The sequence below is a fragment of the Pseudacidovorax intermedius genome, from assembly GCF_003350475.1.
Lineage (GTDB): Bacteria > Pseudomonadota > Gammaproteobacteria > Burkholderiales > Burkholderiaceae_C > Xenophilus > Xenophilus intermedius.
In genome coordinates this window covers 1287306-1302296 of record NZ_QQAV01000001.1, presented here as the reverse complement: position 1 = coordinate 1302296, position 14991 = coordinate 1287306, and the positions used below count along the sequence as shown (strand labels likewise).

The following is a 14991-nucleotide window of genomic DNA, read 5'->3' as shown; positions in this document are numbered from 1 at the left end:
CTTTGGCGCGCCCGCGGTGTCCACGCTCGCCGGCCCTGCTTCGCTGTGTTCGCTCATGTGCCCGCCATGCCGCCCTGGGCGGCCTTGTCGAAGGCGGCGTCGAAGGCGCCGGCCGCGGGCGGAAAGTCCAGCCGGCGGCAGAAGGCGGCGCTTTCGGTGGCGCCATGCACGCGGTCCATGCGGCTGTCTTCCCACTCCACAGAGAGCGGGCCGGCATAGCCGATGTCGTTGAGCGCCACGATGATGGACTCGAAGTCGACCATGCCCCGGCCCACGCTGCGGAAGTCCCAGAAGCGGCGCGCGTCGCCGAAGCTGGTGTGGCCGCCGAAGACCCCCACCGTGCCGTCGCCCCTGCCCCACCACACGTCCTTCATGTGGGCGTTGTAGATGCGGTCCGCGAAGCCGCGGATGAAGCGCACGTAGTCCACGCCCTGGTAGGCCAGGTGGCTGGGGTCGTAGTTGAAGCCGAAGCGCCGGTGGCCGCCCACGGCCGCGATGGCGCGCTCGGCCGAGGCGATGTCGAAGGCGATCTCGGTGGGATGGACCTCGAGCGCGAAGTTCACGTCCTGCTGCTCGAAGGTCTCCAGGATGGGCCCGAAGCGCCGGCCGAAGTCCGCGAAACCCGCATCCCAGTAGGCCTGCGTCGTGGGCGGGAAGGCATAGGTGGCGTGCCAGATCGACGAGCCGGTGAAGCCGGTGACGGTCTTGACGCCGGACTTCGCCGCGGCGCGCGCCGTGTCGGCCAGCTCGCGGGCGGCGCGCTGGCGCACGCCTTCCGGCTCGCCGTCGCCCCACACATGGGCGGGCAGGATGGCGCGGTGCCGCTCGTCGATGAGGTCGCACACCGCCTGGCCCACCAGGTGATTGCCGATGGCCAGGCAGGTCAGGCCATGCTCGCGCAGCAGCGCCCACTTGTCCCGCACATAGGTGTCGGAAGCCAGGGCCTGCTGCACGTCGAAGTGGTCGCCCCAGCAGGCGAGCTCCAGGCCGTCGTAGCCCATGCGCCGGGCCAGCGGCGCCAGCTCGGCCAGGGGCAGGTCGGCCCACTGGCCGGTGAAGAGGGTGATGGGGCGCGGCATACGTATTCTTTCTTTCGCCTCAGAGTCCCTGGCGTTGGGGGCGGGAGATCGGCGCCCGCACAAGGATCGAATGGCCGCGGAGCAGGCCATGCCAGAGCACCTGCGGAACTGGCTTTGCCAGGCCGCTGGGTGCGCCCCCTCCAAGCCGAAGGCGCCAGAGAGGGGCTGAGGGCCGCGGCTCCGAGCCTGCCTGCGCAGGCTTGGACGTGCCCGAAGAGCAGCCGCCTTTGGCGGCCGCCCCGAGCCGCGAAGCGGCTTGGGGGGTGACTCTCCTTTAAAACGGGGAGTCGGGGTGGTAGAAATCTTTCGCGTTGTCCTTCGTGATCAGCACCGACGGAATGATCGTCGTCGCCGGCAGCTTCTCGCCCTTCAGGCGCGCCTCGGCCGTGAGCTTGATCGCGTCGTAGATGAATTTGGGCGAGTAGCTCACGTCGGCCTGGATGCGCGGGTCCTTGTTGTCCAGGATGGTCTTGACCATGCCCTTGGCCCCGGCACCGCCGAAGACGATCTTGATGTCGGTGCGCTTGGCCTGCTCGATGGCCTTGAGCACGCCCACGGCCATGTCGTCGTCGGCGGCCCAGATGGCGTCGATTTCCTTGAAGCGCGTCAGGTAGTCCTGCGTCACCTTGAAGGCGTCGTCGCGGTTCCAGTTGGCGTACTTGGCGTCCAGCAGCTTGATGTCCGGGTAGTTCTTGAGCACGGCGTTGAAGGCATCCATGCGCTCGTTGTCCAGCGTGGTCGCGATGCCGCGCAGCGCCACCACGTTGCCCTTGCCGTTCAGCTTCTTGGCGATGTACTCGGCGGGGATCTTGCCGAAGGCGGTGTTGTCGCCGGCCACGTAGGCGTCCTGCGCGCTGGTGTCCGTGAGGCCGCGGTCCACCACCGTGACGTAGGCGCCCTTGGCCTTGACCTGGGCCACCGGCTTGGTCAGCGCGGCGGACTCGAAGGGGAAGACGACCAAGGCGTTGATCTTGGTGACGGTGGACAGGTCCTGCAGCTGGTTGGCCTGCTCGGGCGCGTTGGCGGCCGTCTTGATGGTGATCTTCAGGTCCTTGTACTGCTTCTCCAGATCTTTCTTGGCCTGGTTGGCCCAGTAGTTGATGCCGCCCATGAAGCTGTGGGTGGCGGCCGGGATGGACACGCCGAGGTTCACTTTCTCGGCGGCCAGCGCGGGCACGCTGGCGAAGGCGGCAACGGCCACGGCGGTGAGCGCGAGGCGGCGGGTGATGAAGGTCATGGGGTTGTCTCCTGGGTTGGATGGAAGGTCACTGGCACACGAAAACATCCGTTCGCGCTGGGCCCGCGGAAGCGCTGGCGCGGGGCTTCGACAAGCTCAGCCCGAACGGTGGGAGAGAGGCGCGCTGCCCGAACGGCTGGGAGAAGGCGTTCATCGCCGTCCCCTCTGCAGAAAGGCCACCACGATGATCACGAAGCCCTGTACCGCCGCGTTGAGGTACACGCTGATGATGCTGGTGAGGTTGAGGATGTTGCTGATGACCGAGAGCAGGATCGCCCCCACCACCGTGCCGGCGATGCTGCCCGCGCCGCCCTTGAGTGCGGTGCCGCCAACGATCACGGCGGCGATGGCCTCCAGCTCCCACAGCAGGCCCGTGGTGGGCGAGGCCGAGCCCAGACGCGGCACATACAGCAGCGTGGCGATGCCCACGCACACGCCCAGCAGCATGTAGGTGAGGATCTTCACGCGGTCCACGTCCACCGCCGCATAGCGCGCCACCTGCTCGTTGGAACCGATCGCCTGCACGTAGCGCCCGTAGGCCGTGCGGTTGAGGATCACGCCGCCGACCAGCGCCACCGCCACGAACACCCACACCGGCACCGGAATGCCCAGCAGGCTCGCGTAGTAGACCGGCGCGTACAGGTCCGACAGGTCGTTGTCGAGCGTGAGCGCACCGCCGTCGGCGAAGTAGGTGAGGTAGGCGCGGAAGATGCCCAGCGTGCCCAGGGTGACGATGAAGGGCTCGATGCGTCCCTTGGTGATGAGCAGCCCGTGCGCCAGGCCGAACATCGCGCCCAGCACCACCGCCAGGCCCGCGCCCAGCACCACGGCCGTCAGCGGCGAGCCGGTGGCCGGGCCCGCCCAGTTGATGAACATGATCACGCTGCCCGCGATCAGCGCCGCCATCGAGCCCACCGACAGGTCGATGCCGCCCGAGATGATCACGAAGCACATGCCCACCGCGATGATGCCGATGAAAGCCGTGCGCGTGAGCACGTTCATGGCGTTGTCCACGGTGGCGAAGTCGCTGTTGAGCGCGGCGCCGACGATGCACAGCAGCACCAGGCCGATGATGGGGCCCAGGCCGTGCAGGCGCTCGGCCCAGCCCGGCCTGGCGGCGGCGCGGTGCTGCGCGCCTTCGGCCGCGGCAGTGGAGGAAGCGGTGTCAGGCGTCGGCATGGGCTGTTCCCGTGGCATGGGCGATGAGCTGTTCTTCGGTGAGGCCGTCGGCCGGCAGGGTGGCGACGATGCGGCCCGCGCGCATGACGGCCACGCGGTGTGCGAGGCCGATGAGTTCCATCAGCTCCGACGAGATGACGATGACGGCCAGGCCCTCGCGCGCCAGGCGCTGGACGAGGAAGTAGATGTCTCGCTTGGCGCCCACATCCACGCCGCGCGTGGGCTCGTCGAGCACCACCACCTTCGGATGCGGCTGCAGCACCTTGGCCAGGGCCAGCTTCTGCTGGTTGCCGCCGGAGAGCGACGAGGCGCGCACGTCCAGCGAGCCGGTGCGGATGCCGTAGTCCTTCACGGCGGTGTCGAGCGCGGCGCGCTCGGCGTCGGGTCGCAGCCAGGGCCGCGCGTACTGGTCCAGCGCCATCAGCGTGAGGTTCTGCCGCAGGCCGAAAGCCACGTGCAGGCCCTTGCCCTTGCGGTCTTCGCTGAGGTAGGTGAGGCCGTGGCGGGCGGCGTCGCGCGGCGAGCGCAGCTGCACCGCACGGCCCGCCAGCTCGACCTGGCCGCGGCCCGGGCGCAGGCCGAGCAGGCCTTCGAAGAGCTCGGTGCGCCCGGCACCCACCAGGCCGGCGAAGCCGAGGATCTCGCCCGGCCGCACCTCGAAGCTGGCCTGCTGCGCCCAGCCGGGCACGTCGAAGCCCTGCACGCGCAGCGCGGGGGCCCGGCCGGCCGGCACCGGCTCGCGCGGCGGATAGAGGTCGGCGATCTCGCGGCCGACCATCAGGTTGGCCATCTGGTGGCGCGTGACCTCGGCCGTGGCCGCGCGCGTGACGAAGCGGCCATCGCGCATCACGACCACCTCGTCGGTCACGCGCTCGACTTCGTCGAGCTTGTGCGAGATGTAGACGATGGTCACACCGTCGGCCCGCAACTGCGCGATGAGGCGGAACAGACGCTCCGTCTCGCCGGGTGTGAGCGTGGCGGTGGGCTCGTCCATGATCAGCAGCCGGGCACGGCGTGCGATGGCCTTGGCGATCTCGACCAGCTGCTTCTCCGCCACGATCAGGCGCCGCACCTTCGTGGCCGGATCGACCTGCAGCCCGACCTGGGCCAGCGCCGCGGCGGCCTCGGCCTGCATGGCGCGCTCGTCGAGGAACAGCCCCTTCTTCTTCTCGTGGCCCAGGAAGATGTTGTCGGCCACGCTCAGGTCCTCCGCCAGGTTGAATTCCTGGTGGATCAGCACGATGCCCAGCGCCTCGGCATCGCGCGAGCTGCGGAAGGCCTGCGGCTGGCCGTTGATGCGCAGCACGCCGCCGGTCGGACTTTCGTAGCCGGCCAGGATCTTCATCAGCGTGGACTTGCCGGCACCGTTCTCGCCCAGCAGGCCGACGACCCGGCCAGGCGGCAGCGCGAAGCTCACGCCGTGCAGCACCTGCACCGGGCCGAAGGCCTTGGTGATGCCGTCGAATTCGACGGCGACGCCGGCCGTCGCTGCCGTGGAAGGGGCGGTCATGGCCGTCATCGCGCGCTCCGGCTCAAGGTGCGACGCCGCGGGCGCGCAGCGTCTCGTGCATGGCCAGCACGCCGGCACCGGTCACGCCGGCGTCGGTGCCCAGGGGCGTGTACTGGATCTCCAGGTGCCGCGTCGACAGCGCCAGCGAGCGTTGGTAGACGCTCTGCCGCACGGCCGCCAGGAACAGCGGACCGATCTGCGTGATGCCGCCGCCGATGAACACATGCGAGGGATTGAAGAAGTTCACCACCGAGGCCAGCATCTGGCCGATCAGGCTGCCGGCGCGCTGGATGATGGCGTTGGCGGCCACGTCGCCCGCGCGGCTGGCGTGGCCCACGTCGATGGCCTCGATGCGACCCTGGGTGCGCAGCACCGCCGCCAGCGCGGGCGATTCGCCCCGCTCCGCCGCCGCCTGCGCCATGCGCACGATGGCCGGGCCGGCGGCCATGGCCTCGACGCAGCCCACGTTGCCGCAATGGCAGCGCGGCCCCTGCTGGTCCACGCAGATGTGGCCCACGTCGCCCGCCGAGCCGGCCGCGCCGCGGTAGACCTCGCCGTGGCACACGATGCCGCAGCCGATGCCGGTGCCCACCTTGATCACGAGGAAGTTGGACAGCCCGCGCTGCAGCCGCCACAGCTCGCCCAGCGCCATCAGGTTGACGTCGTTGTCGACGAAGACGGGTGCCGCGTAGTCCTCGCGCAGGTAGTCGCGGATCGAGAAGCTGTCCCAGCCCGGCATCAGCGGCGGGTTGACGAGCTGGCCGGCCTCGAAGTTGACCGGCCCCGGCACGCCCATGCCGATGCCCAGCACCCGCCGCGCGGGAATGCCGAGCGCCTGAAGCAACTCGCGCAGCCGCTGGCGCACGCGGGCCAGCACCACGCCCGGGCCTTCGCGCACATCGACGGCCTCGGCATGCCGCGCGAGCACCGTGAGGTCGGGCTGCATCACGGCGACGTCGAGGCTGGTGGCGCCGATGTCCACGGCCAGCAGCACGCCCAGTTCCGCCGGCAACTGCAACTGCTCGGGTCGGCGTCCGCCGGTCGAGGCGCGCGGACCGGCCTCGGCCAGCAGGCCCTGCTCGATCAAGCCGGCGATCAGCGTGTTGGCGCGGCTGCGGGAGAAGCCCAGCCTCTCGGCCATGCCATGGCGCGAGCCGCCCGCCGACCAGAAGAGGGTCGAGAGCAGATCCAGCTCTGCGGCAGAAAGGCCGTTCCAGGGCGCCATCCGGCGTTGTCTCCGTGCTTTATGTTGCCAATCTTGACCGAATGGCAAAGTGGCACGGATGCTAGGCGGCCGACTTCGGACAGACAAGGCCGAACTTTGGCCAAAAATCGGCAGAAGTGGCCAACTCACTTCTCTTGGCTTCATGCGTTGGCAAGCCAAAAGAAAAAAAGCCAGTCAGCGAACTGACTGGCTTCTTTGCGGAGGCAAGGCGCGGCGAGATGCCGCGAGGCCTTACTTCTTCTGGCGGTACTTGCGCAGCGCGGCCAGCTGGGCGGCCATCACGGCCAGCTCCGACTGGGCCATGGCGATGTCGATCTCGCTCTTGGCGTTCTTGAGGGCTTCCTCGGCGGCGCTCTTGGCAGCGTTGGCCTTCTCGTCGTCCAGGTCCTTGCCGCGGATGGCGGTGTCGGAGAGGACGGTCACGCAGTCGGGCTGCACCTCGAGGATGCCACCGGCCACGAACACGAACTCCTCGCCACCGTCGGCCGTCTCGATGCGCACGGCACCGGGACGGATGCGCGTGATCAGCGGCGTGTGGCGCGGGAAGATGCCGAGCTCACCGGCTTCGCCGGGCAGCGCGACGAACTTCGCCTCGCCCGAGAAGATGGACTCCTCGGCACTGACGACGTCGACGTGAATGGTGTTTGCCATGGGTGACGCGCCGATCAGCCGAGCTTCTTGGCCTTCTCGAAGGCCTCGTCGATGGTGCCGACCATGTAGAAGGCCTGCTCGGGCAGGTGGTCGCACTCACCGTTGGCGATCATCTTGAAGCCGCGGATGGTTTCCGACAGCGGCACGTACTTGCCGGGCGCGCCGGTGAACACTTCGGCCACGTGGAAGGGCTGCGACAGGAAACGCTGGATCTTCCGGGCACGGGCCACGGCCAGCTTGTCCTCGGGCGCCAGTTCGTCCATGCCCAGGATGGCGATGATGTCGCGCAGTTCCTTGTAGCGCTGCAGCGTGCCCTGCACGGCGCGGGCCACACCGTAGTGCTCTTCGCCGACCACGTTCGGGTCCAGCTGGCGCGAGGTCGAGTCCAGCGGGTCCACGGCGGGGTAGATACCGAGCGATGCGATGTCGCGCGACAGCACCACGGTGGAGTCCAGGTGGGCGAAGGTCGTGGCAGGCGACGGGTCGGTCAAGTCATCGGCCGGCACGTACACGGCCTGGATCGAGGTGATCGAGCCGACCTTGGTCGACGTGATGCGCTCCTGCAGGCGGCCCATTTCCTCGGCCAGCGTCGGCTGGTAGCCCACGGCGGAAGGCATGCGGCCCAGCAGAGCGGACACTTCGGTGCCGGCCAGGGTGTAGCGGTAGATGTTGTCCACGAAGAACAGCACGTCGCGGCCTTCGTCGCGGAAGGACTCGGCGATGGTCAGGCCGGTCAGGGCCACGCGCAGACGGTTGCCCGGGGGCTCGTTCATCTGGCCGTAGACCATGGCCACCTTCGACTCGGACAGGTTCTCCTGAACCACGACCTTGGAGTCGGACATCTCGTGATAGAAGTCGTTGCCCTCGCGGGTACGCTCGCCCACACCGGCGAACACCGACAGACCGCTGTGGGCCTTGGCGATGTTGTTGATGAGCTCCATCATGTTCACGGTCTTGCCGACGCCGGCGCCGCCGAACAGGCCCACCTTGCCGCCCTTGGCGAACGGGCAGACCAGGTCAATCACCTTGATGCCCGTTTCGAGCAGTTCGGTGGAGGGCGACAGTTCGTCGTAGGCCGGGGCCTTGCGGTGGATCGAGGCCGTCAGCTCCTGCGAGACCGGGCCGCGCTCGTCGATGGGGTTGCCCAGCACGTCCATGATGCGGCCGAGCGTGGCCTTGCCGACGGGCACCGTGATGGGCGCGCCGGTGTTGACCACGGTAATGCCGCGGCGCAGGCCGTCGGAGCTGCCCAGCGCGATGGTGCGCACCACGCCGTCACCCAGCTGCTGCTGCACTTCCAGCGTCAGTCCGCCGCCTTCGAACTTGAGGGCGTCGTACACCTTGGGCATCTGGTCACGGGGAAACTCCACGTCGACCACGGCGCCGATACATTGAACGATTGTTCCTTGAGCCTGAGCCATGTTGTGCTCCAGTAATTTGTCTTGAATCTGCTGAATGCCGGATCGGGCGGAATCAGTTGCCGGTGGCCGCGGCCGCACCGGACACGATTTCCGACAGTTCCTTGGTGATGCCGGCCTGGCGGGTCTTGTTGTAGACCAGCTTCAGCTCGTTGATCAGGTTGCCCGCGTTGTCCGTGGCGGCCTTCATGGCCACCATGCGCGCCGACTGCTCGGACGCCATGTTCTCGGCCACGGCCTGGTAGACCAGCGACTCCACGTAGCGCACCAGCAGGTCGTCGATGACGGTCTGCGCGTCGGGCTCGTAGATGTAGTCCCAGGCATGCTGCGGTGCGCTGCCCTCGCCGCCCTTGAGGCTCTCCGCCTTGAGCGGCAGCAGCTGCTCGACCACCGACTCCTGGCGCATCGTGTTCACGAACTTGGTGTAGCTCAGGTACACGGCGGACAGGCGACCTTCGGCGTAAGCGTCCAGCAGCACCTTGACGGGGCCGATCAGCTTTTCGAGGTGGGGCGTGTCGCCCAGTTGCACGGCTTGCGAGACCACCTTGGCGCCCACGCGCGTCAGGAAGCCCAGGCCCTTGTTGCCGATGGCCACCGCCTCGGTGGACACACCGGCCGCCTGCAGCTCGCGCAGCTTGCTGGTGACGGCACGAAGCACGTTGGTGTTCATGCCGCCGCACAGGCCCTTGTCCGTCGTCACCACGATCATGCCAGCGACCTTGGCGTCGCTGGTCTTCATGAAGGCGTGGGTGTATTCCGGGTTGGCCTGGCTGAGGTTGGACGCAATGGCGCGGATCTTCTCGCTGTACGGACGCGCGGAGCGCATCCGTTCCTGCGCCTTGCGCATCTTGGACGCGGCCACCATTTCCATGGCCTTGGTGATCTTCTTGGTGTTCTCCACCGATTTGATCTTGCCGCGGATTTCCTTGCCGGCTGCCATAGCGCTCTATGCCTCTCGGATCAGGCGAAGGACTTCTTGAACGAGGTGATCGCGGCCGTCAGTTCGGCTTCCGCGTCCTTGTCCAGGGCCCGGGTCTGCTCGATCTTGTCGATCAGGGCAGCGTGGCTGGTCTTCAGGAACTGGTGCAGGCCGTGCTCGAAGGGCAGAACCTTCTTGACCTCGATGTCGTCCATGAAGCCCTTGTTGGCCGCGAACAGCGACGCCGCCATCAGCGAGACGGGCAGCGGGCTGTACTGGGCCTGCTTGAGCAGTTCGGTCACGCGGGCACCGCGGTCCAGCTGCTTCTTGGTCGAAGCGTCCAGGTCCGAGGCGAACTGCGCGAAGGCGGCCAGTTCGCGGTACTGCGCCAGGTCGGTACGGATACCGCCTGACAGGCCCTTGATGACCTTGGTCTGGGCGGCCGAACCCACGCGCGACACCGAGATACCAGCGTTGATGGCGGGACGGATGCCAGCGTTGAACAGGTTGGTTTCCAGGAAGATCTGCCCGTCGGTGATCGAGATCACGTTGGTCGGCACGAAGGCGGACACGTCGCCGGCCTGCGTCTCGATGATCGGCAGTGCGGTCAGCGAGCCGGTCTTGCCCTTGACTTCACCCTTGGTGAAGGCTTCGACGTAGTCGGCGCTCACGCGGGCGGCGCGCTCCAGCAGGCGGCTGTGCAGGTAGAACACGTCGCCAGGGTAGGCTTCGCGGCCCGGCGGGCGGCGCAGCAGCAGCGACACCTGGCGATAGGCCACGGCCTGCTTCGACAGGTCGTCATAGACGATCAGGGCGTCCTGGCCGCGGTCGCGGAAGTACTCGCCCATCGTGCAGCCCGAGTAGGCCGACACGTACTGCATGGCCGCCGATTCCGACGACGAGGCGGCGACGACGATGGTGTATTCCATCGCACCGGCCTGCTCCAGCGCGCGCACCACGTTCTTGATCGACGAAGCCTTCTGGCCGATCGCAACGTAGACGCAGGTCATGTTCTGACCCTTCTGGTTGATGATCGCGTCGATGGCCACGGCGGTCTTGCCGGTCTGGCGGTCGCCGATGATCAGCTCGCGCTGGCCGCGGCCGACGGGCACCATCGCGTCGATGGACTTCAGGCCGGTCTGCATCGGCTGGTCCACGGACTGACGGGCGATCACGCCGGGCGCGACCTTCTCGATCACGTCGGTCAGCTTGGCGTTGATGGGACCCTTGCCGTCGATGGGCTGACCCAGGGCGTTGACCACGCGGCCGATCAGCTCGGGGCCGACGGGCACTTCCAGGATGCGGCCCGTGCACTTGACGGTGTCGCCTTCGGAGATGTGCTCGTACTCGCCCAGGATCACGGCGCCGACGGAGTCGCGCTCGAGATTCAGCGCCAGGCCGTAGGTGGGCTGGCCACCGGGCGTGGGCGGGAACTCCAGCATTTCGCCCTGCATCGCGTCGGACAGGCCGTGCACGCGCACGATGCCGTCGGTCACCGAGACCACGGAGCCTTCGTTACGGATGTCGGCGCTGACGCCCAGCCCTTCGATGCGGCTCTTGATCAGTTCGGAAATCTCTGCGGGATTGAGTTGCATGACTCTTTCCTTCTTTCAATCGGGTGTAAGGACGCGCGCCACCAGCCGGGTCAGGCGGTGAGCGCCGCCTTCATTTGTTCGAGACGGGCCTTGACCGAGGTGTCGAGCACTTCGTCGCCGACCACGGCGCGGATGCCGCCGATGAGCGACGGATCCAGCTCCACGCGGGTGGTCAGCTTGCGGCCGAAGCGGCGCTCCAGTGCGGCCTGGACTTCGCCCAGAGCCGGGCCTTCGATGGGGAAGGCGCTGAAGAGCACGGCATCGGCAGCGCCGCTGGCGGCGTTCTGCAGGGCGCGGAACTGCGTCGCCACTTCCGGCAGCGCAGCCAGGCGGCCGTTGTCGATCACGGCGTGCAGGAAGTTCTGGCCCGCTTGCGGCAGGCCGCCCGGCACCATCCCGGCGATCAGGTCGAACACCTGCTGCGAGGACACCTTGGGGCTGGCCGCGAATTGCTGCAGCGGCGCGCTGCCGGCCACCTGGGCCAGCGGCTCCAGCCATTCGGCCGTGGCCTGCGCGTTGCCGGCAGATGCCTTGTACAGCGCTTCGGCGTAGGGACGGGCAATGGTGGCGAGTTCGGCCATCGATTCGTCCTTACAGCTCGGTCTTCAGGCGATTGAGCAGGTCGGCATGCACGTTGGCATCGACTTCCTTGCGCAGGATCTGCTCGGCGCCCTTGACGGCCAGCGTGGCGACCTGCTCGCGCAGGACTTCACGGGCACGCACGGACTGCTGCTCGGCCTCGTCGCGCGCGGCGGCCACGATCTTGTTGGCCTCCTCGGTGGCGCGGGCCTTGGCCTCTTCGATGATCTGCTGGGCGCGGCGCTCGGCATCGGCCAGGCGATTGCTGGTCTCGGTGCGCGAAGCCTGCAGCTCCTGCTCGACGCGTTGGTTGGCGGAAGCGAGTTCGGCCTTGGCCTTCTCGGCGGCCGCCAGGCCCGCAGCGATCTTTTGAGCCCGTTCATCCAGCGCCTTTGCGATCGGCGGCCACACGAACTTCATCGTGAACAGCACGAGCAGCAAAAAGACGACGGCCTGAACGAACAGGGTTGCGTTGATGCTCACGACAACACCTTTCTACAGACGGTGTGGACGAAAAGGATCAGGCGCCGGCGACGACGAAGGGGTTGGCGAAGGCGAACAGCAGGGCGATGGCCACGCCGATCAGGAAGGCAGCGTCGATCAGACCCGCCAGAATGAACATCTTGGTCTGCAGGTCGTTCATGAGTTCAGGCTGACGAGCCGAGGACTCGAGGAACTTGCCACCCATGAGGGCGATGCCGATGGACGCGCCGATAGCGCCGAGACCGACGATCAGACCACAAGCCAGAGCGACGAGACCGAGAACGTTTGCCATGATGACTCCTTAGATGAAAGGCAAGAGAGAGGGAAAAACGAAACGAGAGGAAAAGCGAGAGCGTGAGGACCGCAGGGGCCGCTCAGTGGGCTTCGTGCGCCTGGCCCAGGTAGATGAGCGTCAGCATCATGAAGATGAAGGCCTGCAGCGTGATCACCAGGATGTGGAAGATCGCCCAGATGGTGCCGGCAATGATGTGCCCGATGGGCAGCAGCACACCCGACAGCGAGGCCGCCATGGCGCCACCCATCAGGGCGATCAGCATGAAGACCAGTTCGCCCGCATACATGTTGCCGAACAGCCGCATGCCATGCGAGATGGTCTTGGCCAGGTATTCGATGATCTGCATCAGCAGGTTGATGGGCCACAGCAGGGGGTGGGCACCGAAGGGGGCCGAGATCAGCTCATGGCCCCAGCCGCCCAGACCCTTGATCTTGACGCTGTAGATCAGGCACAACAGCAGCACCGAGGTCGACAGGCCCAGCGTGGTGGACAGGTCGGCGGTGGGCACCACGCGCATGTAGGCATGGTGCGGGTCGTGACCCATGGCGGCGTAGGCCTTGGACCAGATCGCCGGCAGCAGGTCGACCGGCAGCATGTCCATGGCGTTGAGCAGGAAGATCCACACGAACACGGTCAGCGCCAGCGGGGCGATGAACTTGCGGCTCTTGGCGTTGTGGATGTTGGCCTTGGCCTGGTTGTCGACCATCTCGACCAGCATCTCGACAGCCGCCTGGAAGCGGCCCGGAACGCCGGCCGTCGCCTTGCGGGCAGCCAGCCACAGCACGAAGCAACCCAGCGCGCCGATGATGAGCGCATAGAGCACGGAGTCGAGGTTGATGACACCGAAGTCCACGATGGCCTTCTGGACCACGGGCTTGAGGCTCCAGTCCACCTGCCAGTGCTGCAGGTGGTGGACGATGTACTCACTCGCGGTCGGGGCGTGTCCTTCGGCGGCCATCTTTCAGGGTCTTTTCTCTAAAACAGTCAAATACGGTTCGATTTGCGGGGCCGCATGACCAGCGCGAGCCAGTACATCTTGAGCGCAACCACCGCGCCAGCCAGCAGAGCCAGCCAGTGAATTCCCTCGACCAGCCACGGTGCCGCGGCCAGCAGAGCCACGGTCAGCGCGATCTTGATCAGTTCCCACACCATAAAACCCAGCATGGCCGCCGACTGCGACACGCCACCACGCATGCGACCCATGGCACGGGCGAACAGCGCGGCGGGCACAGCGACCGCCATGGCTCCGTAGAACGCGGACACCGCCGCCACCGGCCGCTGCGTCCAGCCCCAGGCCACCGCTGCCACGATCAACCCCGAGGCGATCTGGGCCCCGACCACCCACCAGGGGGAGAGTTCGGGATGGCGCTCGCGAAGCCGCTGGGCCTCTTCGGCAGTCAGCGGGGTGAAGCTGTCTTCGTCAGCTTCTGCAAGCTCGGTGTCGACCGTGCGGATCGGGGCCTTGGTTGTCATTCGAATGGCAGCCGTCGGTCCAAACGGTCAAGTGGAGAAATCTACAAAGCCACTCATTATAGGTAGCAAAAACACGTAGAGGCCAGCCCAGAGTGGTGCGCCTTCGATAATCGACCCATGCCTGCTGCCACGCCCCTGCCCGAATCCCTGTGCCATCTCGATGGCGAATACCTGCCGCTGCGCGACGCCAAAGTGAGCGTTCTGGACCGCGGCTTCATCTTCGGCGACGGCATCTACGAGGTCGTGCCGGTGTACGAGGGCCGCCTGTTCTGCTTCGACGAGCACATGGGCCGCCTGGAGCGCTCGCTCGACGAGCTGCGCATTCCCAATCCGCACGACCGCGGCGGCTGGCGCACCATCGCGGAGCGGCTGATCGAGGCCTCGGAGCGCTCTCCCTCCCAGTCGCTCTATATCCAGATCACCCGCGGCGTCGCCATCCGCGACCACGCGATGCCTGCGGGCCTCATCCCCACGGTCTTCGTCATGCTCAACCCGCTCAAGCCCGTGGCCGACAAGGCCCGGGCCGAGGGCGTGGCCTGCGTCACGGCCGAGGAATTCCGCTGGCAGAAGGCCCACATCAAGAGCACCAGCCTGCTGGGCGCCGTGCTGGCGCGCCAGATCAGCGTGGAGGCCGGCGCGGCCGAGACGCTGATGTTCCGCGGCGAGCTGCTGAGCGAAGCCTCGTCGAGCAACGTGTGGGTGATCAGGGACGGCGCCGTCGCCGGCCCCGTGCCCGACCACCGCGTGCTCCGCGGCATCCGCTACGGCCTGCTGCAGCGGCTGTGCGAATCGCGCGGCATTCCCTTCGCGCTGCGCGACATCACCCGGGACGAAGTCTTCGCCGCCGACGAACTGCTGATCTCCTCCGCCACCAAGGAGATCGTGCCCGTGACCCGCCTCGACGGCCGTCCGGTTGGAAAGGGCGTGCCCGGCCCCATCTACCAAGCCTTGTATGCGGCCTACCAGGACGCCAAGCAGGAGCCCCAGCCATGACCGACACCCCCGCCACCCCCGGCTCGACCGACCCGCGCAAGGATTCGCTGATCGAATACCCCTCCCGCTTTCCCATCAAGGTGATGGGCGCGAAGGTGGACGGCTTCGTCGGCGCCGTGACGCACATTGCCAAGCAGTTCGACCCCGACTTCGACGCCGGCACCATCGAGCTGCGCGACAGCCGCGCCGGCAACTACCTCGGCGTGACCATCACCATCACCGCCACCAGCCGCGAGCAACTGGACGAGCTCTACCGCACGCTGTCCTCGCATCCGATGGTCAAGGTCGTGCTGTGAGCGTGGCCGACGGCGAAGCCCCGGCCGCGGCAGAAGCCGTCCGCCCGACCCCGCCCACG

Annotated in this window: 16 protein-coding genes; 2 read left to right on the top strand and 14 right to left on the bottom strand. The window is 67.3% G+C overall.

Going from position 1 to position 14991, the window contains the following annotated elements; all coding sequences use genetic code 11:
* Positions 1-53 precede the first annotated feature (53 nt).
* From DFR41_RS05820 to DFR41_RS05755, 14 genes are all read right to left on the bottom strand, one after another.
* Positions 54-1079, bottom strand: a complete 1026-nt coding sequence (locus tag DFR41_RS05820) for a sugar phosphate isomerase/epimerase family protein (protein ID WP_114801995.1) — start codon at positions 1077-1079, stop codon at positions 54-56.
* A gap of 274 nt (positions 1080-1353) precedes the next feature.
* A complete protein-coding gene (locus DFR41_RS05815; protein ID WP_114801994.1) occupies positions 1354-2316 on the bottom strand; it encodes a substrate-binding domain-containing protein in 963 nt (320 codons plus the stop codon).
* A 150-nt stretch (positions 2317-2466) separates the two neighbouring features.
* On the bottom strand, positions 2467-3495 hold the full coding sequence (locus tag DFR41_RS05810) for an ABC transporter permease (protein ID WP_017759354.1): 1029 nt from the start codon (positions 3493-3495) through the stop codon (positions 2467-2469).
* Entirely contained in the window at positions 3482-5005 is a 1524-nt protein-coding gene (locus DFR41_RS05805) for a sugar ABC transporter ATP-binding protein (RefSeq protein WP_114802204.1), read from the bottom strand. Before DFR41_RS05805 ends, DFR41_RS05810 begins: the two co-directional genes overlap by 14 nt.
* A gap of 22 nt (positions 5006-5027) precedes the next feature.
* Positions 5028-6197 (bottom strand): ROK family protein, encoded by a 1170-nt coding sequence (locus tag DFR41_RS05800; protein WP_114802203.1) that lies wholly within the window; start codon positions 6195-6197, stop codon positions 5028-5030.
* A 264-nt stretch (positions 6198-6461) separates the two neighbouring features.
* Complete coding sequence (locus tag DFR41_RS05795) at positions 6462-6881, bottom strand: F0F1 ATP synthase subunit epsilon (RefSeq protein WP_017760644.1); 420 nt, start codon at positions 6879-6881, stop codon at positions 6462-6464.
* A 14-nt stretch (positions 6882-6895) separates the two neighbouring features.
* Positions 6896-8302 (bottom strand): F0F1 ATP synthase subunit beta, encoded by a 1407-nt coding sequence (atpD, locus tag DFR41_RS05790; protein ID WP_043117619.1) that lies wholly within the window; start codon positions 8300-8302, stop codon positions 6896-6898.
* Positions 8303-8354: 52 nt separating this feature from the next.
* Positions 8355-9239 (bottom strand): F0F1 ATP synthase subunit gamma, encoded by an 885-nt coding sequence (atpG, locus tag DFR41_RS05785; protein ID WP_114801993.1) that lies wholly within the window; start codon positions 9237-9239, stop codon positions 8355-8357.
* Positions 9240-9259: 20 nt separating this feature from the next.
* On the bottom strand, positions 9260-10813 hold the full coding sequence (gene atpA / locus DFR41_RS05780) for a F0F1 ATP synthase subunit alpha (RefSeq protein WP_017762130.1): 1554 nt from the start codon (positions 10811-10813) through the stop codon (positions 9260-9262).
* A gap of 50 nt (positions 10814-10863) precedes the next feature.
* Complete coding sequence (locus DFR41_RS05775; RefSeq protein ID WP_017762129.1) at positions 10864-11394, bottom strand: F0F1 ATP synthase subunit delta; 531 nt, start codon at positions 11392-11394, stop codon at positions 10864-10866.
* 10 nt (positions 11395-11404) lie between these two features.
* Positions 11405-11875, bottom strand: a complete 471-nt coding sequence (locus DFR41_RS05770; RefSeq protein WP_017762128.1) for a F0F1 ATP synthase subunit B — start codon at positions 11873-11875, stop codon at positions 11405-11407.
* 37 nt (positions 11876-11912) lie between these two features.
* Positions 11913-12167, bottom strand: coding sequence for a F0F1 ATP synthase subunit C (gene atpE, locus DFR41_RS05765; RefSeq protein WP_038200332.1), 255 nt, complete (start codon positions 12165-12167; stop codon positions 11913-11915).
* Between the two features lie 82 nt (positions 12168-12249).
* Positions 12250-13128 carry a F0F1 ATP synthase subunit A gene (gene atpB / locus DFR41_RS05760; protein WP_114801992.1) on the bottom strand — a complete coding sequence of 293 codons (879 nt, stop codon included), beginning with the start codon at positions 13126-13128 and terminating at the stop codon, positions 12250-12252.
* Positions 13129-13154: 26 nt separating this feature from the next.
* Entirely contained in the window at positions 13155-13643 is a 489-nt protein-coding gene (locus tag DFR41_RS05755) for an ATP synthase subunit I (protein WP_017762125.1), read from the bottom strand.
* Positions 13644-13760: 117 nt separating this feature from the next.
* On the opposite strand from DFR41_RS05755, the gene DFR41_RS05750 reads away from it, so the two are divergent.
* Together DFR41_RS05750 and DFR41_RS05745 are read left to right on the top strand one after the other, a co-directional pair.
* Positions 13761-14636 carry an aminotransferase class IV gene (locus DFR41_RS05750; protein ID WP_114801991.1) on the top strand — a complete coding sequence of 292 codons (876 nt, stop codon included), beginning with the start codon at positions 13761-13763 and terminating at the stop codon, positions 14634-14636.
* Positions 14633-14932, top strand: coding sequence for a YbeD family protein (locus DFR41_RS05745; protein WP_017762123.1), 300 nt, complete (start codon positions 14633-14635; stop codon positions 14930-14932). The genes DFR41_RS05750 and DFR41_RS05745 overlap by 4 nt, the downstream gene beginning before the upstream one ends.
* The last annotated feature ends 59 nt before the right edge of the window (positions 14933-14991 follow it).

Excerpts from the sequence above, each read along its gene's own strand:
- DFR41_RS05820 (WP_114801995.1), bottom strand. The coding sequence starts at position 1,079 with ATGCCGCGCCCCATCACCCTCTTCACCGGCCAGTGGGCCGACCTGCCC.
- DFR41_RS05815 (WP_114801994.1), bottom strand. The coding sequence starts at position 2,316 with ATGACCTTCATCACCCGCCGCCTCGCGCTCACCGCCGTGGCCGTTGCC.
- DFR41_RS05810 (WP_017759354.1), bottom strand. The coding sequence starts at position 3,495 with ATGCCGACGCCTGACACCGCTTCCTCCACTGCCGCGGCCGAAGGCGCG.
- DFR41_RS05805 (WP_114802204.1), bottom strand. The coding sequence starts at position 5,005 with ATGACCGCCCCTTCCACGGCAGCGACGGCCGGCGTCGCCGTCGAATTC.
- DFR41_RS05795 (WP_017760644.1), bottom strand. The coding sequence starts at position 6,881 with ATGGCAAACACCATTCACGTCGACGTCGTCAGTGCCGAGGAGTCCATC.
- atpD (WP_043117619.1), bottom strand. The coding sequence starts at position 8,302 with ATGGCTCAGGCTCAAGGAACAATCGTTCAATGTATCGGCGCCGTGGTC.
- atpG (WP_114801993.1), bottom strand. The coding sequence starts at position 9,239 with ATGGCAGCCGGCAAGGAAATCCGCGGCAAGATCAAATCGGTGGAGAAC.
- atpA (WP_017762130.1), bottom strand. The coding sequence starts at position 10,813 with ATGCAACTCAATCCCGCAGAGATTTCCGAACTGATCAAGAGCCGCATC.
- DFR41_RS05775 (WP_017762129.1), bottom strand. The coding sequence starts at position 11,394 with ATGGCCGAACTCGCCACCATTGCCCGTCCCTACGCCGAAGCGCTGTAC.
- atpE (WP_038200332.1), bottom strand. The coding sequence starts at position 12,167 with ATGGCAAACGTTCTCGGTCTCGTCGCTCTGGCTTGTGGTCTGATCGTC.
- atpB (WP_114801992.1), bottom strand. The coding sequence starts at position 13,128 with ATGGCCGCCGAAGGACACGCCCCGACCGCGAGTGAGTACATCGTCCAC.
- DFR41_RS05755 (WP_017762125.1), bottom strand. The coding sequence starts at position 13,643 with ATGACAACCAAGGCCCCGATCCGCACGGTCGACACCGAGCTTGCAGAA.
- DFR41_RS05750 (WP_114801991.1), top strand. The coding sequence starts at position 13,761 with ATGCCTGCTGCCACGCCCCTGCCCGAATCCCTGTGCCATCTCGATGGC.
- DFR41_RS05745 (WP_017762123.1), top strand. The coding sequence starts at position 14,633 with ATGACCGACACCCCCGCCACCCCCGGCTCGACCGACCCGCGCAAGGAT.